The 24,699-nt window shown below is 57.5% G+C and carries 18 protein-coding genes and 1 pseudogene; 13 read left to right on the top strand and 6 right to left on the bottom strand.

Annotated features, from left to right (window positions below):
- Positions 1 to 45 precede the first annotated feature (45 nt).
- The 4 genes from ACKXGA_RS05390 to ACKXGA_RS05375 form a co-directional block, all read right to left on the bottom strand.
- Positions 46 to 975, bottom strand: coding sequence for a ParB/RepB/Spo0J family partition protein (locus ACKXGA_RS05390; RefSeq protein WP_423730253.1), 930 nt, complete (start codon positions 973 to 975; stop codon positions 46 to 48).
- Entirely contained in the window at positions 932 to 1,765 is an 834-nt protein-coding gene (locus ACKXGA_RS05385; RefSeq protein ID WP_423730384.1) for a ParA family protein, read from the bottom strand. The genes ACKXGA_RS05390 and ACKXGA_RS05385 overlap by 44 nt, the downstream gene beginning before the upstream one ends.
- Positions 1,765 to 2,634, bottom strand: coding sequence for a DUF6017 domain-containing protein (locus ACKXGA_RS05380; protein ID WP_423730252.1), 870 nt, complete (start codon positions 2,632 to 2,634; stop codon positions 1,765 to 1,767). Before ACKXGA_RS05380 ends, ACKXGA_RS05385 begins: the two co-directional genes overlap by 1 nt.
- A 129-nt stretch (positions 2,635 to 2,763) precedes the next feature.
- Positions 2,764 to 3,060 (bottom strand): helix-turn-helix domain-containing protein, encoded by a 297-nt coding sequence (locus tag ACKXGA_RS05375; protein ID WP_197036425.1) that lies wholly within the window; start codon positions 3,058 to 3,060, stop codon positions 2,764 to 2,766.
- Between the two features lie 395 nt (positions 3,061 to 3,455).
- On the opposite strand from ACKXGA_RS05375, the gene ACKXGA_RS05370 reads away from it, so the two are divergent.
- Together ACKXGA_RS05370 and ACKXGA_RS05365 are read left to right on the top strand one after the other, a co-directional pair.
- On the top strand, positions 3,456 to 3,725 hold the full coding sequence (locus ACKXGA_RS05370; protein WP_263286040.1) for a transposase: 270 nt from the start codon (positions 3,456 to 3,458) through the stop codon (positions 3,723 to 3,725).
- 159 nt (positions 3,726 to 3,884) lie between these two features.
- Positions 3,885 to 6,905: a glycoside hydrolase family 2 TIM barrel-domain containing protein gene (locus ACKXGA_RS05365; RefSeq protein ID WP_117475935.1), complete on the top strand. Its 3,021-nt coding sequence runs from the start codon at positions 3,885 to 3,887 to the stop codon at positions 6,903 to 6,905.
- Positions 6,906 to 7,093: 188 nt separating this feature from the next.
- Here the strand turns inward: ACKXGA_RS05365 and ACKXGA_RS05360 are convergent.
- A pseudogene (locus ACKXGA_RS05360) lies at positions 7,094 to 8,089 on the bottom strand (thiamine pyrophosphate-dependent enzyme); the annotation flags it as partial.
- On the opposite strand from ACKXGA_RS05360, the gene ACKXGA_RS05355 reads away from it, so the two are divergent.
- From ACKXGA_RS05355 to ACKXGA_RS05325, 7 genes are all read left to right on the top strand, one after another.
- Positions 8,037 to 8,276, top strand: coding sequence for a hypothetical protein (locus ACKXGA_RS05355; RefSeq protein ID WP_423730417.1), 240 nt, complete (start codon positions 8,037 to 8,039; stop codon positions 8,274 to 8,276). The pseudogene ACKXGA_RS05360 and the gene ACKXGA_RS05355 overlap by 53 nt on opposite strands.
- Before the next feature lie 32 nt (positions 8,277 to 8,308).
- Positions 8,309 to 9,748 (top strand): glycoside hydrolase family 1 protein, encoded by a 1,440-nt coding sequence (locus ACKXGA_RS05350; protein ID WP_423730251.1) that lies wholly within the window; start codon positions 8,309 to 8,311, stop codon positions 9,746 to 9,748.
- A gap of 70 nt (positions 9,749 to 9,818) precedes the next feature.
- Positions 9,819 to 11,330, top strand: coding sequence for a carboxylesterase/lipase family protein (locus ACKXGA_RS05345; RefSeq protein WP_423730250.1), 1,512 nt, complete (start codon positions 9,819 to 9,821; stop codon positions 11,328 to 11,330).
- 257 nt (positions 11,331 to 11,587) lie between these two features.
- Positions 11,588 to 11,896 carry a hypothetical protein gene (locus ACKXGA_RS05340; protein ID WP_423730249.1) on the top strand — a complete coding sequence of 103 codons (309 nt, stop codon included), beginning with the start codon at positions 11,588 to 11,590 and terminating at the stop codon, positions 11,894 to 11,896.
- Between the two features lie 49 nt (positions 11,897 to 11,945).
- On the top strand, positions 11,946 to 14,861 hold the full coding sequence (locus tag ACKXGA_RS05335; protein WP_423730248.1) for a DNA translocase FtsK: 2,916 nt from the start codon (positions 11,946 to 11,948) through the stop codon (positions 14,859 to 14,861).
- Between the two features lie 72 nt (positions 14,862 to 14,933).
- Positions 14,934 to 16,997, top strand: coding sequence for a YgiQ family radical SAM protein (locus ACKXGA_RS05330; protein WP_186850883.1), 2,064 nt, complete (start codon positions 14,934 to 14,936; stop codon positions 16,995 to 16,997).
- Positions 16,970 to 18,091 (top strand): MBL fold metallo-hydrolase, encoded by a 1,122-nt coding sequence (locus ACKXGA_RS05325; RefSeq protein WP_423730247.1) that lies wholly within the window; start codon positions 16,970 to 16,972, stop codon positions 18,089 to 18,091. Before ACKXGA_RS05330 ends, ACKXGA_RS05325 begins: the two co-directional genes overlap by 28 nt.
- A gap of 63 nt (positions 18,092 to 18,154) precedes the next feature.
- Here the strand turns inward: ACKXGA_RS05325 and uidA are convergent, their stop codons facing one another.
- A complete protein-coding gene (gene uidA, locus ACKXGA_RS05320; protein WP_423730246.1) occupies positions 18,155 to 20,035 on the bottom strand; it encodes a beta-glucuronidase in 1,881 nt (626 codons plus the stop codon).
- A 361-nt stretch (positions 20,036 to 20,396) separates the two neighbouring features.
- On the opposite strand from uidA, the gene ACKXGA_RS05315 reads away from it, so the two are divergent.
- The 4 genes from ACKXGA_RS05315 to ACKXGA_RS05300 all read left to right on the top strand — a co-directional run bounded on the left by ACKXGA_RS05315 (position 20,397) and on the right by ACKXGA_RS05300 (position 24,551).
- Positions 20,397 to 21,785, top strand: coding sequence for an MFS transporter (locus ACKXGA_RS05315; protein WP_423730245.1), 1,389 nt, complete (start codon positions 20,397 to 20,399; stop codon positions 21,783 to 21,785).
- 137 nt (positions 21,786 to 21,922) lie between these two features.
- On the top strand, positions 21,923 to 23,125 hold the full coding sequence (locus ACKXGA_RS05310) for an AraC family transcriptional regulator (RefSeq protein ID WP_242957822.1): 1,203 nt from the start codon (positions 21,923 to 21,925) through the stop codon (positions 23,123 to 23,125).
- Positions 23,122 to 23,376 carry a hypothetical protein gene (locus ACKXGA_RS05305; RefSeq protein WP_423730244.1) on the top strand — a complete coding sequence of 85 codons (255 nt, stop codon included), beginning with the start codon at positions 23,122 to 23,124 and terminating at the stop codon, positions 23,374 to 23,376. The genes ACKXGA_RS05310 and ACKXGA_RS05305 overlap by 4 nt, the downstream gene beginning before the upstream one ends.
- Positions 23,377 to 23,507: 131 nt before the next feature.
- A complete protein-coding gene (locus ACKXGA_RS05300) occupies positions 23,508 to 24,551 on the top strand; it encodes a substrate-binding domain-containing protein (protein ID WP_423730243.1) in 1,044 nt (347 codons plus the stop codon).
- Positions 24,552 to 24,699 lie beyond the last annotated feature (148 nt).

Below are 24,699 nucleotides of genomic sequence, written 5' to 3'. Positions count from 1 at the left end.
TTGCAAAAGAAAAAGACCCCATCGGGTCTTTCGTTACGGTATAAGTCAGCGTTCATTCTGCCGCTGCTGTTTGCGCTGCCACTGTTCCAGCAGCTTGATGATGGTGTCCTCCATCTGTTTCGGGGTGTAGCTGCGGGGAAAGTATTTCCGCAGAGTGTCATTTTTGATAACCACCTTGTCCAGCTCGTCCTTTTTCTCTTCTCCCATGACAGCAAAAGCAACGTCATACGAGAAGTGCCCTTCCTGCGCCAGCTTTTTGAGCCGTTGCGCTTGGGAAAGGGACGGTGCATTTTGGGTGTCGTTCATCGCCTCTAAAAAATCCCGCTGTTGGCTTTCGTCCAGATAGGACAACTCCACAGCGGGATTGAAGGCAATTTTCTTTTCGTCTACCATGTCCAGCAGTTCGGGGATAAGGTTGGTCAGGCGGATGAACCGCTGGACGGTTTTATATCCCTCGCCAGCATCTTCCGCAACCCGTTCAATGGACAGCTTCGACTTCTGGACAATTTGTCCAGAAGTCAAATCTGACCTAGCACCTTGATTTTTTATTGCTTCCAGCTTCATTTTGTAGGCGAAAGCCCTTTCACTGGGCAGAATGTTCTCTCGCTGGAGATTGCTGTCCACCATGAGCAAAACGGCGGCATCATCGTCCATGTTGCGGACAATGACCGGCAGCGCATCCAGCCCAGCAAGCTGTGCAGCGTACTGACGGCGGTGCCCGGAGATGATCTCGTAGCCACCTTCCGGGCGAGGACGGGCAATCAGTGGAGATAGCACACCGTACTGTTCCACGCTTTCCACCGTGCGCTGCATGGACTCATCATCCAAAACCTTAAAGGGGTGGTTTTTGAAAGGAAACAGCTCTCCAATAGGAATCTGTTGCACCTGTTCCCGCTGCTGCTCCTGTCGGGATTCCTCGGTGGAGAAAATGTCATCTGCCCCTTTCAGCGACACGTTTAAGCTGTTTTTCGGCATTCGCCATCACCTCCCTTGTCAGAGATTTATAGGCTTCTGCCACCTTGCCTTTGGGGTCGTGCTGGAAAATGCTCTTACCCACAGCACTGATCTCCGCAGCACGGACAGACCGGGGAATGGTCTGGTCGAACACTTTGATCTTGCTGCCGTAGGCACCTCGAATCAGGTTGTCGATTTGCTGTCCGTAGTTGGTGCGGCTGTCGGTCATGGTCAGCAGGATGCCCTCGATTTTCAATTTCGGGTTGATCTGCCGCCGGACCTTCTGCACAGTCTGCAAAAGCTGTTCCAGACCCTTTGCGGAAAGGTACTGCGCTTGCACCGGAATCAGGGTGGTGTCTGCCGCCGCCAAGGCATTGACGGTCAGCATCCCAAGGGAAGGGGTGCAATCCAACAGGATAAAGTCGTATTCTCGTTTTGCACCGTCCAACACCTGCTTGAGCATCTTTTCCCGGTTCATGCAGTTGACAAGGGAAACTTCCAGCCCTGCCAGTTCAATGTTTGCCGGAATCAGGTCAACGCCTTCTGCGTGGTGCAGGATACCTTCGCCGGGTGGAATGCTCTGGTCGTTCATGGCTTTTGCCATCAGGGTGGAAAGGGTAGTGGGCAGTTCATCGGGCTGCTGCCAGCCCATGCTGATGGTCAAGCTGCCCTGCGGGTCAGCGTCCACCAGCAGGACTTTCTTGCCCTCCATCGCCAGCCCAATGCCCAAATTTTCACAGGTGGTGGTCTTACCGGTGCCGCCTTTCTGGTTGACGATGGCAATTGTGGTTGCTTTCTTTGAAATTTTTATCACCTCCGCATCGCTAAGTCGTGGTTGGTTTGGTTCTGGTAGGAAAGCTGCATCGTGGTGGGTGCGTTGTACAGAGAAGCGAGCAGATATTGTTTCATGTTTCGGATTGGGCTGCTGTTCTCTGCAAGGCACATCAGCACAAAACGGATATGGTCGGCGTTCAGCTTCATAAACCGGCTGCGTACCACCTCGGCGGGCTTATCGTCCCCGGCAATGCGCAGCAGCTTGCGGTTGGTAGCGCAGGTGTCCACCAACAAATCTACGATCTGATAGATGGTGTCCTCATCATCCGGGCAGAGCCGGAGCAGAAGGTCTATCTCCAAAGACTGAGAAAAATATTCTTCCAGTTGGGTGCGTTTGCTCATCCCATCCGCTTCTTCAGAATAGAATGGATCAGTCTCACTCATTTCAGTATCATTCTCTTTAGTCTTATTACATCGTGATTTTGAAGGGTCTTGACTTGCGTTTTTGAAGCCTCCAGAATCGTGAAAATCACGATTCTGGAATATTGATTTTGACGATTCTGCCGAAAAGTTCTTCACATATACCAAACTTGGCTTTCCCAGACCTCTGCGTTTTCGTTCAATCAGACCAAACTTTTCGAGTTCCCGGAGCAGCTTGGTCGCTTTGTTGTCTGCGCAACACAACGCCCTCTTGACATCCTCTATCGAGAAGATAATGAACACCCGGTTCTGCTCGTCCAGCCAGCCGTTTTTCACGGACAGGCTCATGCGGTCCAGCAGGATACCGTACAGGGTCTTGGCATCGGTTGACAGGCTCTGGAACCGTGGCTCCTGAAACAGAGCCTTTGGAATGCGGTAGAAGGAGAACAGCTCTCCGGCTTGTCCGTAGAAGTAGTCAAGGGTCATGTGGCTTTTTCAACTTTCTGTTCTTATTGCTGTGCAAAACTTGACCTCCCATCTAAAAAAATAAAAGCGCACAGCTCCTTGACATTGAAAAAGCAGTGCGCTATGTAATATAATATAGTCGATATGGAATCAATCGCTTAAAAGATAATCTATGAGATATTCTTTGGGGATCATAAAATTTCTGCCGACCTTCAGGTACCGGATACGGTTCTGATGGATGCGCCGTATCACGCCGGTCTGGCTTTTGAAGCCCAAGAGATTTGTTGCATCCTCCACGGTAAGAACATCGGGATAGTTTGCAAACATTTTCCTGTAAAATTTTCTGGCTTGAAATTTGTTCATCATCCTTGACTTTCCTTTCGTTTTGTGCCTAAGCAGAGGAGCGTTTTGCCCTGCATCCCTCCTGAACATCCCTCCAATTTCCATTTGGGCGGTCCAAAACGAAAAAACAGAGTAGAGGGAAAACGCATCGAAAAATCGTGAATATTTCAAATTTTTGTTCGTTGAGGCGTGAATTTTGCCTTTGCACAGTGGGAACCAGATATCACTAGATATCACTGAATGACACCAGATGGAAGATGAGGATAAAAACTCAAAATCCCTTGTGCTAATAACACGTGTGGGTTCGACCCCCACCACCGGCATTGAAAAGCAGCTTAGAATCGGAAGATTTTAGGCTGTTTTCTTCATATAGAAAACCACAAGCTATGCTTGTGGAAGAATAGAGCCGTAGCGTTGAAACGGTAGAAAAAGAACCTCCTTTTGCTATAATTAGAAGCGGGTAACGCCAACCGCATACTAAAGCAAAAGGAGGTTCATCCATATGGACGAGAAAAGTTTATCACATACGAGCTGGAATTGCAAACCTAAAATACAAATACGGAAGGAGAGTGTTCTGGGCGAAAGGATATTACGTAAATACAGTAGGTGGAAATGAAACCAAGATCCGCAAATACATTCAGGAACAAGAGTTCAACGATCAGATGTGCGACCAGTTGAGCTTCAAGGAATACGAAGATCCATTCAAGAATGTAGCTGACTTCGATGACGACGATTCGCCAGAAGTGCCTGCAGATAGTATGAGAAAGTAAAAGCGACGTCAGTGTGCGGTTGACATCGCTCATTGTGCGCCTTTAGGCGCGGCTGGTATTATGGCCCCTATGGGGCCGTTCTGCAAACCCCGCGTTTTCACGCGGGGTTATGATATCCTGTGTTATAATAAAAGCAGAAAATACTGCGAGGTGACATTTATGCCTTTGAATCATCCCATTACCCCGGCCCTTCTGGCCGACCCGGAAATTTTCCAGCAGAACCGTCTGCCTTTCCACGCCCACTTTGCCGACCAGACAAGCCCTGAACTGCCCTTGACCGTCAGCTTGGACGGCGAGTGGAGCTTCCGCTATGCGGAGAACCTGACTGCGCCCTTTACGGACTGGGATACCATGACAGTGCCGGGCTTTATCCAGATGCAGAGCCTGCAAAAGCCCGGCCGGCCTTACGGCACGCCCCATTACGTCAATACCCAGTACCCGTGGGACGGCCACGAAAAGCTGCACCCCGGCGAGATTCCGCAGGATTATAACCCCATCGGGGAGTATCAGCGCAGCTTTACCCTGCCGGAAAACTGGGCAAGCTGCTACCTGCGCCTGAACGGTGCCGACAGCGCCGCCGCCGTCTGGTGCAACGGCGTTTACATCGGCTATACCGAGGACACCTTTACCCCCGCGGAATTTGATATGACCGCCGCCGTCCACTCCGGCGAAAATACCCTGACCGTGCAGGTGTACCGCTTTTCCTCCGGCAGTTGGCTGGAAGATCAGGATTTCTGGCGCATGAGCGGCTTATTCCGCTCAGTGGAGCTGTTTACGAAGCCTGAACTGCATCTGGAAGATGCCTTTGTGAAGCAGGAGTTTGCCCCGGACTTTTCCAGCGCTACTGTCACCTTTGATTGCAGGGTCAGCGGCGCGGGCACCATCTCGGTGGTGTTTGACGGGCAGCAGCAGTCTGCTGAGGTGGGCGAGCCTGCCGAGTACGACAGCGGCGTGGTGTTCGGCGAGGGCGAGGCTGACCCGGACGTGGAAGAGGACGTGCAGGATGTCTCCTTCACCTTTACGGTGGAGCATCCCGCTCTGTGGAGCGCCGAGCAGCCGAACCTGTACGAGGCAGAAATTGCCCTGCTGCGCGAGGGTGATTTGGCAGAGCGCACCGGCCTGAAAGTCGGTCTGCGCAAATTTGAACTGAAGGACCGCCAGATGCTTTTGAACGGCAAGCGCATCGTGTTCAAGGGCGTCAACCGCCACGAGTGGAGCTGCCGCACCGGCCGCACCGTTAGCCGGGAAGAGATGCTGTGGGACGTGAAAAACCTGAAAGCCCACAACGTGAACGCCGTGCGCACCAGCCACTACCCGGACGACCCGTATTTTTTGCAGCTCTGCGATGAATACGGCCTGTATGTCATCGGGGAGACGAATCTGGAAAGCCACGGCACATGGCAGAAGCTGGGCGCAGACGGCTCGGATGAATGGACGCTGCCCGGTGCCCGCCCGGAGTGGCGGGAGAATGTGCTTGCCCGCGCCGAAGCCATGCTGGAGCGGGACAAAAATCACCCTGCTATCCTGATCTGGTCTTGCGGCAACGAAAGCTACGGCGGCAAGACCCTGTGGGAGATGAGCGAATACTTCCGCCGCACTGACCCCAGCCGCCTTGTGCACTACGAGGGCATTTTCTGGAACCGGGAATACCCCGCCACCTCTGATATGGAAAGCCAGATGTATACCCCGGTGGCAGACATCAAAAAGTTTCTGGCAGAGCACCCGGAAAAGCCCTTTATCATGTGTGAGTACAGCCACGCCATGGGCAACAGCTGCGGCGGCATCACCGATTATACCGAGTATGCCTATGAAGAGCCGCTGTATCAGGGCGGCTTTATCTGGGAGTACATGGACCACGGCATTGCAGTGACTGACCCGGACGGTAAGCCCGGCTTTGCCTACGGCGGCGACTTCGGCGACCGCCCCACCGACCGGGAATTCTGCGTGGACGGTCTTGTGCTGCCCGACCGCCGCAACACCCCAAAGATTGACGCAGTCAAGGCGGCCTACGCGCCCCTGAAAATTACCCTCACCGATACCGAAGCCGTGGTGGAAAACCGGAACCTCTTTACCGACCTGAACGCCTACGATCTTGTGTTTGCGTCCTCGGTCAACGGCCAGCCGGAGCGCCGTGCGGTGCTGCGGGCAGACTGCAAGCCGGGCGGGACGGTGCACATCCCGTTCCCATTTGCCCTGCCGGAGGCAGGGCTTGCCTGCATGACTGTTGCCGCAGTGCAGCGGGCTGCACTGCCCGGTATCCCGGAGGGCTATGAAGCTGCTTTGGGACAGGTATGGCACAACCACGCCGCCGCCCGGCTGACTCTGCCCGCCCCGCAGCTGGTAGAGATGGACTACAACATCGGCGTAAAGGGCGAGGGCTTCGAGTACATTTTCGGCCGCGGCAAGGGGCTTGTGTCCATTCGCTATAACGGTGTGCAGCTGCTGGATGATACCGTGCGCCCCAACTTCTGGCGGGCCCCCACCAACAACGACGAGGGCTGCGCAGAGCCTTTCGCGTTTGCCTTCTGGAAAACTGCCGGTCTCTATGCCCGCTGTGATCACCTGACCGCCGAAACCAGGGGAGAATTTGTCACAGTTCGTGCCGTCTACACCCTGCCGGACGGGCAGACGGTGCCCATTGATTTTGCCATCGACGGCGCAGGCCGCTGCGACATTACGATGACATGGCAGGGTGAAAGGGCAGAAGTACCGGAGCTCGGCTTGCTCTTCCCGCTGCGCCGGGAACTGACGGAGGTATCCTATCTGGGTCTTGGCCCCCGGGAGACCACTGCCGACCGCACCACAGGCGGCAAGATGGGCGCATGGAGCTACAACGTCCGGCAGGACTTTGCCCGGAACACTCCGGTCTACCCGCAGGAATGCGGCAGCCGCACCGGCGTGTACAGCGCAGCGCTCACCGGCCGGGATACTGAGGTGCCCGGCATCCGCTTTGCCAGCGATGACGGTATGACCTTCTCGGCCCTGCCCTACACGCCCCATGAACTGGAAAACGCCCGCCACCTCTACGAGCTGCCTCGGGATGACAATAAGACGGTCGTCCGCTGTGCTGCCTTCCAGCGCGGCGTTGGCGGCGACAACAGCTGGGGCGCAACGCCCCATGAAGCTGCCTGCTTTGCGGTGGAAAAGGGCATGACGTTCTCGTTCTCCATCCAAAAGTAGAATGGATAATTGATAAAGACCAAAGAGGCTGCTGCGCTGGTTTCTACCCTTGTGCAACAGCCCCTTTTGACTTCAACTGCATGATGAGCCTGTTCTGCCTGCCATAGGAAAATTTGCGTTTGCGCAGCGGCATAGACGAAAGGTTGAAATCGCGTTTGGGCGGCTCATGGAAATTTCAAGATGCATACTCAATCGCCGCTCTGCTGATACACCTCTTTCAGATGCGCAGAAAGCTTCATGTTTTCGCTGTAATCCACCGGCACCACAATGACGCTGGGCACCGTCTGCCGGAAGGCTTCCTCGAGGGTGGGGATGAGGTCGGAAGCCTTTTCCACCCGGTAGCCCTTGCAGTGCATGGCCTCGGCCAGCCGCTTGAAGTCGGGGTTCGTGAAGTCTACGTAGCAGTGCTCGCCGCCGAACTGCTCCTGTTCCTTCCATTTGATGAGGCCGTAGCTGGAGTCCTCCCAGATCAGGGTGACGAAGGGCACCTTCTCGCGCACGGCGGTCTCCAGCTCCTGACTGTTCATCATAAAACCGCCGTCACCGCAGACGGCCAGCACCTTTTTGTCCGGGTTCAGCAGCTTAGCCGCAAAGGCACCCGGAATGGAAAAGCCCATGCTGGCAAAGCCGTTGGAGATCAGGCAGGTGTTGGGGGCGTAGCAGTCGTAGTGGCGTGCGATCCACATTTTGTGGGCACCCACATCGCTCACAAGGATATCTTCCCGGCCCATGACCTTGCGCACATCGGCAAGGATGCGGGCAGGCTTCATGGGGCAGCTGTCATCGTCTGCCATGGCGGCGTGCTCGGCCACCATGGTCTCGCGCAGCCGGAGTGCGAATTCCGGTTCGCTGTCCCGGTGGGCGCAGCGCAGGATCTCGTAGATGCTCTCTGAGATATCGCCCACCACTTCCACGGCGGGCTGATACCGCTTGTTGACATCTGCCGGGGCATTGTCGATGTGCAGGATGGTCATATCCGGCCGTGCGCCCCACTTGGCGGGGGCACATTCCACGATGTCGTAGCCGATGGCAATGACCAGGTCGGCCCGGTCGAACAGCTGGTTCACATAGTCTTTCTGGGGGATGCCGATGGTCCACAGGCTGTATTTGTCGTCCATGGGGATGATGCCCTTGGCCATCATGGTGTTCACCACCGGAATGTGCAGCCGGTCCGCCAGCTCGGTGGCCATCGGCGGCGGTATCAGCGCAGCGGAGGCTCTGCTGCCTGCGATTCAGGCCGAGTTGGATTGGCTGTTTGAGCGCTGCACAGTCATGCCGGCGGTCAAGCCGGAGCTGGTGCGCTGCCACTATGGCAACGATGCCAACATGATTGGTGCCCTGAAGCTGTTTTTTGAGCAGAACCCCGCCTGAACCAGAACAAAATAGAATAGGAGTAGAAACTTATGAGCGTTTTCCGTGATGATTTCCTGTGGGGCGGTGCCTGTGCAGCCAACCAGTTCGAGGGCGCATGGGACGTGGATGGCAAAGGCCCCAGTATCCCTGACCTGTGCACCAATGGCTCTCACACCAGCCCGAAATGGGTGACAACTGCTGTCCGCCCCGACCGGCTGTATCCCAGCCATGAGGCCATCGACTTCTACCACCACTACGAGGAGGACATTGCTCTCTTCGCCGAGATGGGCTTCAAGACCTTCCGCACCTCCATCAACTGGACCCGTATCTTCCCCACCGGTATGGAGACCGAGCCAAACGAGAAGGGCCTTGAATTCTATGACAAGGTCTTTGACTGCTGCAAGAAGCACGGCATCGAGCCGTTGGTCACCATCAGTCACTACGAGCTGCCCTATGCGCTGGTGGAAAAATACAACGGCTGGGCCAGCCGGGAACTCATCGAGTTCTATATGAACTACTGCAAGGCTATTTTTGAGCGGTACAAGGATAAGGTCAAGTACTGGCTGACCTTCAACGAGATCAACTGCGGCACCATGCCCATGGGCGCGATCCTGGAAACAGGCACCATCCGGGGCTTTGAGGGCCCTACCGACAAGGTGCCGGACAACAAGCAGGAGCGCTTTCAGGCGCTGCATCACCAGTTTGTGGCCAGTGCAGAGGCTGTCCGGTATGCCCACGACAACTACCCTCAGTTCAAGATGGGCTGCATGATCTGCTTTATCACCAGCTACGCACTGACCTGCGACCCGGCCGACGAGATCGCCAACCAGAAGGCCATGCAGATCAGCAACTGGTTCTGCTCTGATATGCATGTCCGCGGCGAGTATCCTTCTTACATGAAGCGCTATTTTGCCGAGAATAACATCACCATCCGGCAGGAGCCGGAGGATGCTGCCATCCTGAAGGCCGGTACTGTCGATTTCTACACCTTCAGCTACTATATGTCCAACTGCATCACCACCCACAAAGATGCCGATGATGTGGGCGGCAACATCATTGCTGGTAAGAAGAATCCTTACCTGAAAGCCTCTGACTGGGGCTGGCAGATCGATCCCATTGGTCTGCGCTACACCCTCAACGAGATCTACGACCGCTACCGCATTCCCCTGATGGTGGTGGAAAACGGCCTGGGCGCTTACGACAAGAAGGATGCTGACGGAAAGATCCACGACAGCTACCGCATCGACTACCTGCGTGCCCACATCGAGCAGATGGCTGAGGCTGTAAAGGACGGCGTAGACCTGATGGGTTACACCCCCTGGGGCTGCATCGATCTGGTGAGTGCCTCCACCGGTGAGATGGCAAAGCGCTACGGCTTCATCTACGTCAATAAGTTTGACGACGGCACGGGTGATCTGAGCCGCGAAAAGAAGGACAGCTTCTACTGGTATCAGAAGGTCATTGCCACCAACGGCGAAGACTTAGGATAACAAAAACAGACCTCCGGGTGCCATGTTTGCAGTACCGGGGGTCTGTCTTTTTGAAAGAAGGAGGTCATTTATGGAAAAGGCATTTTGCTGTGCGCCGGATTTCCCGGTGGTTCAGACAAATTACGGTCCGGTGCGGGGATATCGCTTCCGGGAGATCAGCAGCTTCAAGGGCATTCCGTATGGGCGGGCGGTGCGCTTCCATGCACCCCAGCCGCCCCAGCCTTGGGCAGAGCCGCTGGATGCTTCCAGTTACGGCTGCGTCTGCCCTCTGCTGAGCATCGACAAGCCCGGCGGCGAACTGCGTGTGCCCCACCGCTACTGGGTGCAGGATGAGGACTGCCTGAACCTGAACATCTGGACCCCGGCCTGCGATGCCCAAAAGCGGCCGGTGATGGTCTGGCTCCATGGCGGCGGATTTTTTGCCGGCTCGTCCATTGAGCAGGTGGCCTACGAGGGCGGAAACATGGCGCGGGAAGGGGACTGCGTGGTGGTGTCACTGAACCACCGGCTGAACATCCTGGGCTACTTGGATCTCTCCGATTTTGGGGAGGAGTACGCAAACTCCGGCAATGCGGGTGGGGATGATATCATCCTGGCACTGCAGTGGGTGCGGGACAATATTGCAGCGTTTGGCGGCGATCCCGGCTGCGTGACGGTATTCGGCCAGTCCGGCGGCGGTGCCAAAGTGACAACGCTGCTGCAGACCCCGGCAGCAGATGGCCTGTACCACAGGGCGATGATAATGAGTGGTGTGCTGGAAGGTTTGCTGAACGACAGTGTCGGCAGCGGCAGGGACTGTGTGCAGGCGCTGATGCAGGAGCTTGGCGTGCAGACAGCACAGCAGCTGGAAACTGTGCCCTACCACCAGCTGGCGCAGGCTTACCGGAACGTCAGCCCGGCTCTGAAAGCAAAAGGCGCGAACGTGGGCCAAAGTCCCCACCCGAACCGCTTCTATCTTGGAGATCCGCTCCAAAACGGCAGTGGGTTTCGGCCCGAGACTGCAGACGTTCCGGTGCTGATCGGTACGGTTTATTCGGAGTTCTACGGTTTCTTTGATGGTCTGAAAGGAGTCGGCCCGGAGGAAGCAGTGGGCCTGTCTGCCGCAGAGACCCTGCGGAAGCAGTTCCGCACTGCCTACCCGCACCGCCCGGAGGAAGACCTGCTGCTGGCAGATACCAGCTTCCGCGCCCCCACGATCAAATATGTCCGGGAGCGTGCCAAGGCGGGCGGAAAGGTGTACAGTTATCTGTTTGATCAGGACTTCCCTCTGATGGGAAAAAGTACCCCGTGGCACTGTGCGGATATCCCATTTGTGTTCCACAACACAGAGCTTGTGCCAGTGTGTGCCTTTGAGGGAGCAAAGCAGCTGGAAGCGGAAATTTTTGGCGCTGTGATGCAGTTTGCCCGTACCGGTGCGCCGGGCTGGGCTGCCAGTACGGAGGATGTGGAACAGACCATGCTTTTCGGTCCCCAAAGCCGTCTGGTGCAGAACCACGATCACGCACTGATCGAAGCATTGGCACCCTTCACAGATTTACGGATGAAAAAAGCGACCCGGGCAGGCGGACAGATCCAGCATTAAAAAGCGCCGTTCAATACGCGGGAATTCCGGGAAACAGAAAGCAGAACAGGCATCCTGCATTACCGTTTGGCGGTATCGGGCAGGATGCCTGTTCTGCTATGATGATCTTCATTGCATTTTCTATATCCGCAACAGCCTGACGAGATCTCTGGCAGAGTTCATAGCAGATAAAAACAGCGTGCAGCTTTTCCGCATTTATGCTATACTTGACACAGCGGATCACAGGATCCTCCGGATGGGGAAAAGGAGCAAAAACGATGCGGAAACTGGACCTGAATGCGATCTATATTTCGGAGCGGGTGCAGGAGACCCTGCGCCCTGTTTCAGTCAGCGCACTGACGGCGGTGGTGGCTCCCATGGGCTATGGCAAGACCCCAGCGGTCAACTGGTTCTTGAACCAGCGCAAGCAGACGGAAAATGCAGTACCTTCTCTGCGCTTTCTCGCATGGAAGGTACTGCGTTTTTGCTTGCTGCCTTATCTGTGCGGAATGGATGCCGCACGCGGCATTCAAGGCTCAAACCGGTCTGCATTCTGTAATTGCCACTTGACCCAACCCGTGGTATAATGAAAGAATCGAATACTATGGGAACAAAGGACAGGGGTCAGAACAGAAAATGGCAAAACGAAAGCGAAAAACAACTGCAAAGCGCGCGTCTGCACGCAGAAAAAGCCGGGCCGAGGAGCGGATGCCGGCGGGGCTGGGCACCCTGTTTGTGGGGCTGCTGCTCATCGTGCTGGCGTTCGTGGAGGGGGACTCCGTCTGGAAGAGCGCCCATCAGATTTTATTCGGGCTGTTCGGCTGCGGCAGCTTTGTGCTGGGTGCGGCGGTGTGCTATCTGGCCATTCTCTACACCCGGGGGCAGGACCTGCTGATGCAGGTGTTCAAGCTGCTGCTGGGGCTGATCTTTGCCAGCGGCACGGTCATCGTGTTTTCGGATATCCCAGCCGATCTGACCGCTGCCCAGATGATCGCTGCCTGCTACCAGAACGGCGCGAACGCCTGGCTGGGCGGCGGCGTGCTGGGTACTCTGCTGGGCGGCAACCTGCTCCTGCTCTGCGGGCGGCCTGCGGCCAATCTGGTCATGGCGGTGCTGGCCCTGTGCGCCAGCCTGTATATTTTTGATATCACCCCTGCCGAGTGCTGGCAGTGGCTCTGCAATGTGGGCGGCGGTGTGCACGAAAAAGGCGTGGCGGTCTATGAACAGAACGCCGCCCGCCGTGCCGAACGCCTTGCGGCCCGGCAGGCGGAAGAGGAGGACCGCGCCGAGGAACCTGCGGACGACTACGATGATAATTTCGATGAGGAAGATGCGCCCGGCGGCATTCCGGTGCCCGGGTGGCTGTCCGGCGTGTTCAGCTGGGGCCACAAGGTGACCAAGGAGATGGAAGGCGAAGCAGAACCTGCTCCCGTGGACGATTCTCTGGGCTACGAGCCGCCTGCGCCGGTGGAGCCGGAACCGGCTCCCGCCCGGCCTGCTCCGGCCTTTGAGCCGGTCAAGGTGACCTCCAACCATCCCCGCGCGGCGTTTGATATCGATCTTGGGCCGGATACCTCTGTTTCCGAAGGCGGAAGCGAGCCTATTGAGCCCATCATCATCGGGCCGGGCGGCACCTTTGGGCAGGACCCGCTCCAAAAGGCCCCGCCCCGGGCCATCGTCAAACCGGTGGTGCCGGATGCCGTGGAGACTGCCGCCGAGGATTTCTTCGCGCCCGCCGGATTGCCTGCTCCGGCCCCGGTGGTGAACCCCACCGTGCCGCCTGCGGCCCCGGAAGCCCCTGCGGCTGCACCGGCAGAGCCCGTGCAGCCTGAGATGCAGGTGTTCCAGACCCCCACCCTGCCCACTACGGACGAGCCGGTGGTGCCGGTGCGGGTCAGCGCGGAAAACGCGGTGGCCATGCGCAGTGAGCCGGACGAGGACGGCTGGATCAGCATCACCAGCGAACCGGTGGAGGAAAAAGACCTGAACACGCTGGTGGCGGCCGCCATGGAAAAGCCCGCCGCAGGCGAGCAGGCCGCCGCCACCGCCCCAGCCGAGGAGCCGGAGGTGGTGGAGACCTTCCAGTATCAGTATCCCAGCATCGAGCTGTTTGAAAAGTCTGCCGAGGAGGGTGACCCCGGTGCCCAGGACGAGCTGAAGGCCAACGCCCAGAAGCTGGTGGATACGCTGGAAAGCTTCGGCGTGCGCACCCGGGTGCTGGATATCTCGCGGGGACCCTCCGTTACCCGGTACGAGGTCCAGCCCATGGCGGGCGTGAAGATCAGCCGCATCACCTCGCTGGCCGATGATATCGCCCTGAACCTTGCTGTGGCCGATGTCCGCATGGAAGCACCCATCCCCGGCAAGCCTGCCGTGGGCATCGAGGTGCCCAACCACAAAAAGACCCCCGTTTTTATCCGCAGTGTCTTTGAAAGCCAGGCCTTCCTGCGGATGACCTCGCCTCTGGGTGTGGCGCTGGGCAAGGACATCGCCGGTGTGGCCCAGGTGGCCGACCTGTGCAAGATGCCTCATCTGCTCATCGCGGGCAGCACCGGCAGCGGTAAATCTGTCTGTGTGAACAGCATCATCATCAGCATTCTGTTCCGCTCCAGTCCCGAGGACGTGAAGCTCATGCTCATTGACCCCAAGGTGGTGGAGCTGGCTGAATACAACGGCATCCCCCACCTGCTGATGCCTGTCATCACCGAGCCGAAAAAGGCAGCGGGTGCTCTGAGCAGCGCGGTGCAGGAGATGGAGCGCCGCTACCACCTGTTTGCGGAAAACAATGTCCGTGACATCAAATCCTTCAACAAGCTGGCGGCCACCGACCCCATGCTGGAAAAGATGCCCTATATCGCCATCATCATCGACGAGCTGGCCGATCTGATGATGGTCGTGGGCAAGGACGTGGAGGATTCCATCTGCCGGATTGCCCAGAAGGCTCGTGCCGCCGGAATGCACCTCATTGTCGCCACCCAGCGCCCCAGCGTGGATGTCATTACCGGCCTGATCAAGGCCAACATCCCCAGCCGCATTGCGTTTGCCGTGTCCAGCCAGGTGGACAGCCGCACCATTCTGGATGGTGCCGGTGCCGAAAAGCTGCTGGGCCAGGGTGATATGCTCTTTATGCCTGTGGGCGCGCCCAAGCCGGTGCGTATCCAGGGCACCTTTGTGCGGGATGAGGAGATCAGCCGCGTGCTGGACTTCATCAAGCAGAGCGCCACCGTCCAATACGACGAGGCCATGATCGAAGCCATGGAAAAGCACGCCATTCAGGATGGCAAGAAGGGCGCATCCTCTGCAGATGCGGATGAAGAGACCGGCAGCGACCCGATGCTCAAGCAGGCCGTTGAGGTGGTCATCGATGCCGGGCAGGCATCCACCAGCCTGCTGCAGCGCCGCTGTAAGCTGGGTTATGCCCGCGCCGCCCGCATCATGGATGAGATGGAGCAGAAGGGCATCATCGGCCCCTATGAGGGTGCCAAGCCCCGCGCTGTCCTCATCAGCCGCCAGCAGTGGCTGGAAATGCAGATGAATCAGCCGGAGGAATAAGAACACAAGCAACACTTTTCTTGGCTCCCTGTCAGGGGAGCAGACAGAGAGGTTTAACCAGTGAGGAACACTATGGACAACTCTTCCCCGATCTACACCGAATTTCTTCCCATCAGCCGGGCGGACATGGAAGCCCGGGGGTGGGATCAGCTGGACTTTGTGGTGGTGGGCGGCGATGCCTACGTTGACCACCCCAGCTTTGGCACCGCCATCATCAGCCGCCTGCTGGAGGCCGAGGGCTATAAGGTCGGCGTGCTGGCCCAGCCCCGCTATTCCGACTGCGAGGACTTCAAGCGGTTCGGCAGGCCGAAGTACGGCTTTTTCATCGGCGGCGGCAACGTGGACAGCATGGTGAGCCACTACTCCGTGGCAAAAATTCCGCGTGCCGAGGACGAATACTCTCCCGGCGGCATCGGCGGCGCGCGGCCTGACCGCAGCGCCACCGTTTACACCAGGCTGGCCAAGGAGGCCTACCCCGACCTGCCTGTGATCCTGGGCGGTCTGGAGGCTTCTCTGCGCCGGTTTGCCCACTACGATTACTGGCTGGACACCGTTCTGCCCAGCATTGCGGAGGACTCCGGAGCCGATCTCATCAGCTTTGGCATGGGCGAGCACCAGACCGTGGAGATCGCCCGGCGGCTGGCGGCAGGGGAGCCGGTGGAGTCCATCACCGATGTGGACGGCACCTGCTACCTGACCGACTTCGACCACCTGCCTGAAAAGTATGTGGAGTGCGCCGGTTTCCGGAAAGTGGCCTCCGATAAGGTGGCCTACGCCAAAGCCTGCCGCATCCAGATGGACAATCAGGATGTGGTCAGCGGCCAGATCATTGTCCAGAAGCAGAGTGAAAAGTACCTTGTGCAGAACATCCCGGCAAAGCCGCTGGTGCGCTGGGAGCTGGACAAGGTGTATGCACTGCCCTACACCCGCCGCTACCACCCCATCTACGAGAGCATGGGCGGCGTGCCTGCCATCCGGGAGGTGCAGTTCTCCATCATCCAGAACCGCGGCTGTTTCGGCGGCTGCAACTTCTGCGCCATCCAGCTGCATCAGGGCCGCCGGGTCACCAGCCGCAGTGCCGACAGCATTGTGGCCGAGGCCGAGCGGATGACCCACGAGCCTGATTTCAAGGGCTACATCCACGATATCGGCGGCCCCACCGCCAACTTCCGGTTCCCGTCCTGCCGGGAGCAGATGCTGCGGGGCATGTGCAATGGCGGCAAGCACTGCCTGGCCCCCACCACCTGCTCCCACATGATCGTGGACCACAGCGATTACCTGAAGATCCTGCGCCGTGTCCGGGAACTGCCCGGCGTGAAAAAGGTGTTCATCCGCAGCGGCATCCGGTTCGATTACCTGATGGCTGACCCGGACGACACCTTCTTCAAGGAGCTGGTGGAGTATCACGTCTCCGGCCAGCTGAAGGTGGCCCCGGAGCACTGCGCCCCCAATACACTGGCCTACATGGGCAAGCCGCCCATCCAGACCTTCAACAAGTTCAAGGATAAGTTCTACGAGCTGAGCAAGAAGGCGGGCAAAAAGCAGTACCTCGTGCCCTACCTGATGTCCAGCCACCCGGGCAGCACCCTGAGCGATGCCGTCTATCTGGCCGAGTATCTCTACAAAAACCACATGCGCCCCGAGCAGGTGCAGGATTTCTATCCCACCCCCGGCACGGTGAGCACCTGTATGTTCTACACCGGCCTTGACCCCTACACCCTCAAGCCTGTGTTCGTGGAAAAGACTGCGGAGGGAAAAGCGCTCCAGCGCGCCCTGCTCCAGTATTACGAGCCCCGCAATGCCGAAAAGGTCATCAAGGCGCTGAAAATGACCCACCGGGAGGACCTGATCCCGCTGCTGGTGCCCGCCGAGGGCCGCCGCGCGGTCCAGCGCTCTGCCCGCCGGGCCGAGCCTGCCGAGGTGACCATCCACAACGACGGCACTTATACTGTCCGCCCCAACAAGGGCAGGGGAGGCAGGAATCAGAGCCGCGGAACCGCCCCGGCCCGCACCGCAGGCGGCCGCCAGCCCAGCCCAGGCGCACGCTTTGCGCCCAACGGCACGGCACCCCGTAAGCCGAAGAATGATCAACAGAAAGAGAATACAGCGTGGAAAACTTCAAAAAAGAAAAAGTAAGCCTCTGGCGGCGCATCACTGCTCTGGCCCTTGCGGCGGCGCTGGCCCTTGGCCTTGCCACCTGTGATGCCTCGGCGGTGGTGCCGGGCAGCAGCACCCCTACGGTCAGCACTGCCCAGCCTGCCGGAGACGACCAGACCGCCAACTTTGAGATGCACTTCCTGGATGTGGGGCAGGCTCTGAGCGTGCTGGTGGAATGTGACGGCCAGTATATGCTCTACGACGGCGGCAACGTGGACGATGGCAGCTATGTCGTCTCTTACCTGCAGAATCTCGGCGTGGAGGAGCTGCAGTATGTGTTCTGCTCCCACGCCCACGAGGATCATGTGGGCGGCCTGTCCGCTGCGCTGGCCTATTTCCCGGCAGACCATGTGTACAGCCCCGTGACGGAAGCCTCCACCAAGTGCTTTCAGGATTTCGTCAAGTACACCCAGCAGCAGGGCCTGCAGGTGGAGGTGCCCACCGTGGGCACGGTCTGGCCGCTGGGCAGTGCCACGGTGACCATGCTGGGCCCTGTGGCGCAGTATGACAACACCAACGATACCTCCATCGTTCTGCGGGTGGATTACGGCTCCACCAGCTTTCTGCTCACCGGCGATATGGAATCGGATGCGGAGCGCGACCTTGTGAACAGCGGGGCCAACCTGAAGGCAGATGTTCTGCAGGTGGGCCACCACGGTTCCAGCACCAGCACGAGCTACATCTTCCTGAACGCCGTCCTGCCCGAGATGGGCATCATCTCCTGCGGTGTGAACAACAAGTACGGCCATCCCCACGAGGAGACCCTGAGCATCCTGCGGGATGCGGGCGTGAATGTTTACCGCACGGACCTGCTGGGGGCCATCGTGATCGGTTCCGATGGACAGAACTATACCATCCGCACCGAGAAAACGGCCACCGATGCCGAGCTTAACCCCACCGACCCGGCGGCATCGTCCACCGCGCAGCAGGGGTATATCGGCAACGTGAACAGCAAAAAGTTCCACCTGCCCAGCTGTGCCAATCTCCCTGCGGAGAAGAACCAGATCCTCTTCTCCAGCTACGAGGAAGCCATTGCGGCAGGGTACAGCCCGTGCTCGAGCTGCATCAAGTAAACGCATATCAGACAAGCAGCGCCCTGCCGGGGCAAACCGGCAGGGCGCTGCTGTTTTCTGGATTCATTTTTTCCGCTTCTTGAAATCAATCGGCAGAGTTGTCCACCGCTTCCGGAAGAGGTACGCCGCATCCTTGGGCTGACGCTGGCGGGTGAAGATGCCTTTTTTGTTGCCGTCCACCCGCAGGATGCCCTCGGTGGTCTGGAAATCGGCAAAATTCCACACCAGCTCACCCTGCACGAAATCGTAGTGGTCGAACACGGCGTGGGTCATCTCCAGATATTCATTCTGGTACTCGGCGCTCCACATCACGCTGGGGAGCTTGTGCGCACCGCTCAGGTTGTCGGTGCCGTACTCAGTGAAGATGAGCGGGCGGCCATGCAGGACTTTTGCCCAGCCTTCCATCTCATGGTGGAAGGCGGCTTCAGCATCTGCCAGCCCGGCCCCGCCCAGTACATACCAGCCGTAGTAGCGGTTCAGGCTGACGAAATCGGCAAAGCGCTGGCCCTTGCTGGTGTCGGGCAGGCTGGTCATCAGGACCGTATAAGTACGGGGGCGCTTCTGGGGGTCGAGGCGGCGGGCCAGCTCGAACAGGGGCTTGAAGTATTCCTCAGTGCCCGCGCTGGTGCACTGAGGCTCGTTGAGCAGGCTCCATGCGATGACCGAGGGATGGTTTTTGTCCCGGTCGATCATATCGGTCAGGGCTGCCTTGTGGTTCTTGAGCAGCGCAGGCGTGGTCTCCTTCTCAAAAAAGCCCTGCTGCCTGCCGTTGCCCTGATTGGCGGCCAGGAAGTTGGCCGTGCTCTGCATAAAGCCCACGGCGGGGACTTCGTCAATGATAAGGAAGCCCTCCTCATCGGCCATCTGATAGATCTCCTCAGCGTAGGGGTAGTGGCTGGTGCGGAAGCAGTTTGCGCCGATCCACTTCATCAGCTCAAAATCCCGCTTGACGGTGGGCAGGTCGAGCCCACGGCCCCGGATGTCGGCATCCTCGTGTCGGCCGAAGCCCCGCAGATAGACCGGGCTGCCGTTGAGCAGGAAACGCCCGTGCCGGATCTCAAAGGTGCGGATGCCGATCCGGTCCAGATACTCGTCCACCACCGCGCTGCCCTCGTGGATGCGGATGACCAGATCGTAGAGATAGGCGGCGTGGACGTTCCACAGCTTGGCGTTTTTGACCACCAGCGTACCGGTGGTGCCGGAGCTTTCGGCCACCCGGGTGGTGCCGTCGTAAAGCTCCACAGTCACGGGGTGGGGGCCGTTGGTGGACACGGTATAGTCGATCTCGGCCCCGGTCTCGGTCAGACGGTATCGTGTGGAATAGTCCAGCACCCGCTCCTTGGGCAGGGCCATCAGCCAGACGGGCCGGTGGATGCCGGCGTAGTTGTAAAAATCAAAGTAGGGGGCGGCGATCTTTCTGCCATCCGCAAGGGTGCGTGTGGTGCCTGCGGGCAGCATCGTCTCGCTGAGCTCGTTGTTCGCCAGAACACTGAGCTTGTTGAACTGGTTGTAGCGCACGATGTTGGTCACGGTGGCATCAAAGGGCAGGAAGCCGCCCTCGTGCTGGGCCACCTCTACGCCATTGACGAAGACCCGGGCCCGGTGGGTGACCGAGCCAAACCGGAGAACGATGTCCCAGCCGCTCCATTCCGCAGGGACAAAAAAGCTGGTCTCGTACCAGAAATCACCGCAGTACTCGCGGGAGGCCTTGTCGGTGAACAGGTCGCAGAAGGAGGCAGGCACCGGCATGGAAAGAGAGGAGGGCAGGTCCAGCGCCCATCCGGCCTCCACACCCTTGCTCTCGGGGTCGAAGCTGAAACGCCACATCCCGTCCAGGCCGATGAGACGGCGGGTGGTGGTAGCGCGGGGATACAGCAGGGAGCGGTTCATCAGGATGACCTCACATTCATCAGCCCGGCGGCATTTTGCGTGCCACAGGGGCATTTATTGTCTTTATACCCAGTATGACAGAAATTTTATAAAAGGGATAGAAAGATTTTTGAATAAATCCAGACTTTTTTCAGGAAAACAGGCGCTGCTCTGGGCAGAATACCTATTATCTCCGTCCGGGTTTAAAAACTTCCGTAAAGAGTGCCACAAAAAGTGAATGCTGGGAAAAAGAGGAAAAAACGGAATGTGAACGAACTGTGAAAATATACAAAAACAATACCTTAAAATTGTACGAATTCACCTAAAAAATATTCTAACATTTTTTGATAAAAGTTTGTCATAATATTGGAGTACAAACTTGGATACAGCAGAAGGGACACTGTACCGTTTGAATTGACCACCGAAGGAGAATACAATGGCAAATGAAATGCAAAAGACCACCCCGTTTGGGATGCGGGACAAGGTCGGCTATATGTTCGGCGATTTCGCCAACGATTTTACTTTTATCCTGTCGTCCAGCTTCCTGATGAAGTTCTATACCGACGTGATGGGCGTGAGCGCCGGTGTTGTGGGCATGATCATGATGATCGCCCGCTTTGTGGATGCCTTTACCGATGTGACCATGGGCCAGATCGTGGACCGCTCCAAGCCCACCAGGGACGGCAAGTTCCGCCCCTGGCTCAAGCGGATGTGCGGCCCTGTGGCCATCGCATCCTTCCTCATCTTCCAGTCCGGTCTGGCCGGGATGTCCTACGGCTTCAAGGTGGCATGGCTCTTTGTGACCTATATCCTGTGGGGCTCCATCTTCTACACCTCCGTCAACATCCCTTACGGCTCCATGGCCTCCGCCATCTCTGCTGACCCCAAGGACCGCGCAGAGCTGTCCACCTGGCGTACCATCGGCAGCACCCTGGCCGGCCTTGTGATCGGCGTTGGCACCCCCATGGTGGCTTACGTCACCGTCAATGGTCAGACGGTCCTCTCCGGCAGCCGCATGACCATCATTGCAGGCGTTTTCTCTGTCTGCGCCATCCTCTGCTACCTGCTCTGCTTTAACCTGGTGCGTGAGCGTGTGGATGTGCCCGCCAACAACAGCAAGATGGACATTGGCAAGATGCTCAAGAGCGTGTTCACCAACCGTGCCCTGCTGGGTATCATTGCTGCCGCCCTCTTCCTGCTGCTGGCCATGCTGACCATGCAGGGCATGGCAGGCTATGTGTTCCCCAACTTCTACGGCAGCGCCGCCGCCCAGTCTACCGCTTCTCTGCTGAGCAGCGTGCTGATCCTGCTCGTCTGTGCACCCTTTGCCTCCAAGCTGGCCAGCCGGTTCGGTAAAAAAGAGCTGGCCACCGTATCCTGCATCGTGGCCACGGTGCTGGAGATCATCTGCTTTGTTCTCAAGCCCGCCAATGTCTGGGTCTATGTCGGCTTCTACTGTGCCGCCTTCATCTGCCTGGGCTTCTTCAACACCATCATCTGGGCAATGATCACCGATGTCATCGATGATTCCGAGGTCCGCAACGGCATCCGTGAGGACGGCACCATCTATGCGGTCTACTCCTTTGCCCGCAAGCTGGGTCAGGCGTTCTCTTCCGGCCTGACCGGCGGCCTGCTGACCATGATCGGTTACAGCGCCGCCACTGCCTTTGACCCGGAGGTCACCATGGGCATCTTCAACATCTCCTGCATTGCCCCCGCCATCGGCTTCGTGGCCGTGGCCCTGAGCCTGTTCTTCATCTACCCCCTGACCAAACAGAAGGTGGAAGAGAACGTGGCCGCACTGGCACAGCGCCATAATAAGTAAGGAAACGGATCAAGCCGCCCACGGGAAATTCCTGTGGGCGGCTTGTTTCTGCTTCAAAATTGATGTATACTAATACTAATATATCAGGAATGATACAACGGCACGAGCGGAACAACAGGAAAAAGGAGCGGTGTACGATGCGGGTGGATCCCTTGCAGATCCTTACAAAGCTGGCAGCGGTGCAGAATATCCCGACCCGGCGGGTCACCCCGCCCTTTGAGGGGTTGGAAGAGTTTGACTACGGCCTGCGGCGATCGCTGGACCCCCAGTTCGACTGGCAGGAGTTCGGCCAGCTGCTGCTGGACAGCACCCCTGAAAAAACCCTGCTGCTGGTGGAGGGCACCTTTGAGCTGCACTTTGCCCTGTTCCGCATCCCCGATGAAAAAAACACGGTCTTTCTCATTGGACCCTGGACGGTGGGCCCCCGCACCCAGAGCGCCCGCAAATGGGTCAGGCGCTATCTGGGGGAAGCCGGAGAGGCCGCTGTGCAGGAGTACTACAACGGCGTGAAGATCCTGGAGGCCAGCGATTTCTATGGAGCCTTGCGGGTTGTGGTGGATACGATGTTCGGCTGCACTGTCCCGGTGCAGGAGCTGAAGGAATTCCTGCCCTTCCAGTTCCACCCGGATACCCGCTATTTCCACGAGCCGGAGTTCCAGAAGGAGATCCCGGTCACCATGCTGGAGCAGCGGTATGAATCGGAGAACCGCATTCTGGACGCGGTGGCCCGGGGCGATGAGGAAGCCGCCATCGAGGCCATGCACCAGCACTCCCGCTTTACCTATGGCGGCCGGTTCGAGGGGACGCTCTACCAGCAGAAGAACAAGATGATCGTGCTGAACACCCTGCTGCGCAAGGCCATTGAGCCCAGCAAGGTGCATCCCTATTATATTGATGCCATTTCCAGCAAGTACAGCCGCATCATTGAGGAAGCCAACGAGGTGCCCAACGAGATGATGTGGCAGATGACGCGGGATTACTGTGCCTATGTCCGCCGCTACTCGCTGAAGGAGTATTCGCCCGCGGTGCAGAAGGTGATGAACTACGTCAACCTGAACGTGGCCGAGCCGCTGACGCTGAAAAGTCTGGCCGCCATGTGCTTCATCAGCCCATCGTACCTGTCGGCATTGTTCAAGCAGGAGACCGGCAGCACCCTGATCGATTATATCAACACCCAGCGCGTCAACCGCGCGGCCCAGCTGCTGGTGCAGAACAACCACACCATTGCCGCCGTGGCCGAGGAAGTGGGCATTCTGGACGTGAATTATTTTACAAAGATCTTCAAAAAGACGCTGGGAGTCACCCCCACCCGCTACCGCCGCGAGCACAAAGAAAAGTGAAAAATGAAAAAAATGCCCGGTTTTTCCCGGAAATGTACGTTTTGTGCAAAACTCCCGGGAAAAAACGGGCATTTTCTGTACAGAGAAATTTGTTGCATGAACAGAACGATGCTGTAACCATTTTGAAAGGATTTATGGATTTTTGGCATGGAATTTGGATGTATGTTGCATTTTCGACTGATTTTGTACTTGATAGCAAAAAGAATGTTGTACACAACAATATCAACTGTGAAGAATGCACAAAGAAATGACCGGAATCTTGTGAACTTGTCCCATTGCGAATGATTTTCCAGACGGTTATAATACAAACAGAAACCATGGAACATACATGTAAGTATATTCCATGAGATGCTGTGATATGCGAATGAAGGAGAACAAGATTATGAAAATGATTTCCCGTCGTGACTTTATGAAGGCTTCTGCTGTTGTGGGTGCTGCCGGCGTTCTGACCGCCTGCGGCGGCTCCTCCAGCTCCACTGCTGCTTCCTCTACCGCCGCTTCCTCTGCAGCTGCTTCTTCTGAGGCTGCAACCGGCAGCGCAAACGTCGGTGTCTGCATCTATCAGTTTGCTGATAACTTTATGACCCTGTACCGCACCGACCTGGAAGAGTACCTGAAGGATAAGGGCTACTCCGTGACCATCGTTGACGGCAAGAACGACCAGAACACCCAGACCGAGCAGATCAACACCTTCCTGCAGCAGGGCGTTGACGTTCTGATCATCAACCCTGTTCAGACCACCTCTGCACAGACCATCGTTGATACCATCAAGCCCTCCGAGACTCCCATCGTCTTCATCAACCGTGAGCCCGAAAAGGCTGTTCTGGATTCCTACGCAGGCAAGTGCTGCTACGTTGGCGCTGACGCACGTCAGTCCGGTACTTACCAGGGCGAGCTGATCCTGGAGACCGAGACCCAGGGCGATATCAACGGCGACGGCAAGATCACCTACATTATGTGCAAGGGCGACCCCGAGAACATCGATGCTCAGTACCGCACCGAGTACTCCATCAAGGCTCTGACCGATGCCGGCAAGGAAGTGGAGTGCCTGTACGAGTACCTGGACAACTGGGATCAGACCACCGCACAGCAGGACGTTGCAAACGCTCTGGCACAGTACGGCGATAAGATCGAAGTTGTGTTCTGCAACAACGACGCAATGGCTCTGGGCGCTCTGCAGTCCATCGAGCAGGCTGGCCGTACCGTTGGCAAGGACATCTACCTGGTCGGTGTTGACGCACTGAAAGAGGCTGTCCAGAACGTTGTTGACGGCAAGATGACCGGTACCGTTCTGAACGACGACGTGGGCCAGGCTACCGCTGCTGCCGACGCTACTCAGCTGTTTGTTGAGGGCAAGGACGTTGAGGAGTACTACTGGGTCGACTACGTCAAGGTCACTACCGAGAACGCAGCACAGTACCTCTAATTCCTGTAGCACAAAACTCACGTTTGCAAGGTACGCAGTGAGTCCTATGGCTTGGTAAAAGCTTAAAAGCGCGTGCGTGCGAGATTTCTCTCGGGCGCACGCGCCTTCTTTTGGAAAGAAAGGACGCACCGCGCGGCCTGCAAATTGC

Origin of the sequence: Faecalibacterium hominis (ex Afrizal et al. 2022), assembly GCF_049545105.1 — a bacterium.
Classification (GTDB): Bacteria; Bacillota; Clostridia; order Oscillospirales; family Ruminococcaceae; genus Faecalibacterium; species Faecalibacterium duncaniae.
This window is presented reverse-complemented; position numbering and strand designations above follow the sequence as displayed.

Excerpts from the sequence above, each read along its gene's own strand:
- ACKXGA_RS05390 (WP_423730253.1), bottom strand. The coding sequence starts at position 975 with ATGCCGAAAAACAGCTTAAACGTGTCGCTGAAAGGGGCAGATGACATT.
- ACKXGA_RS05380 (WP_423730252.1), bottom strand. The coding sequence starts at position 2,634 with ATGACCCTTGACTACTTCTACGGACAAGCCGGAGAGCTGTTCTCCTTC.
- ACKXGA_RS05375 (WP_197036425.1), bottom strand. The coding sequence starts at position 3,060 with ATGGAAATTGGAGGGATGTTCAGGAGGGATGCAGGGCAAAACGCTCCT.
- ACKXGA_RS05365 (WP_117475935.1), top strand. The coding sequence starts at position 3,885 with ATGCCTTTGAATCATCCCATTACCCCGGCCCTTCTGGCCGACCCGGAA.
- ACKXGA_RS05350 (WP_423730251.1), top strand. The coding sequence starts at position 8,309 with ATGAGCGTTTTCCGTGATGATTTCCTGTGGGGCGGTGCCTGTGCAGCC.
- ACKXGA_RS05345 (WP_423730250.1), top strand. The coding sequence starts at position 9,819 with ATGGAAAAGGCATTTTGCTGTGCGCCGGATTTCCCGGTGGTTCAGACA.
- ACKXGA_RS05340 (WP_423730249.1), top strand. The coding sequence starts at position 11,588 with ATGCGGAAACTGGACCTGAATGCGATCTATATTTCGGAGCGGGTGCAG.
- ACKXGA_RS05335 (WP_423730248.1), top strand. The coding sequence starts at position 11,946 with ATGGCAAAACGAAAGCGAAAAACAACTGCAAAGCGCGCGTCTGCACGC.
- ACKXGA_RS05330 (WP_186850883.1), top strand. The coding sequence starts at position 14,934 with ATGGACAACTCTTCCCCGATCTACACCGAATTTCTTCCCATCAGCCGG.
- uidA (WP_423730246.1), bottom strand. The coding sequence starts at position 20,035 with ATGCCCCTGTGGCACGCAAAATGCCGCCGGGCTGATGAATGTGAGGTC.
- ACKXGA_RS05315 (WP_423730245.1), top strand. The coding sequence starts at position 20,397 with ATGGCAAATGAAATGCAAAAGACCACCCCGTTTGGGATGCGGGACAAG.
- ACKXGA_RS05310 (WP_242957822.1), top strand. The coding sequence starts at position 21,923 with ATGCGGGTGGATCCCTTGCAGATCCTTACAAAGCTGGCAGCGGTGCAG.
- ACKXGA_RS05300 (WP_423730243.1), top strand. The coding sequence starts at position 23,508 with ATGAAAATGATTTCCCGTCGTGACTTTATGAAGGCTTCTGCTGTTGTG.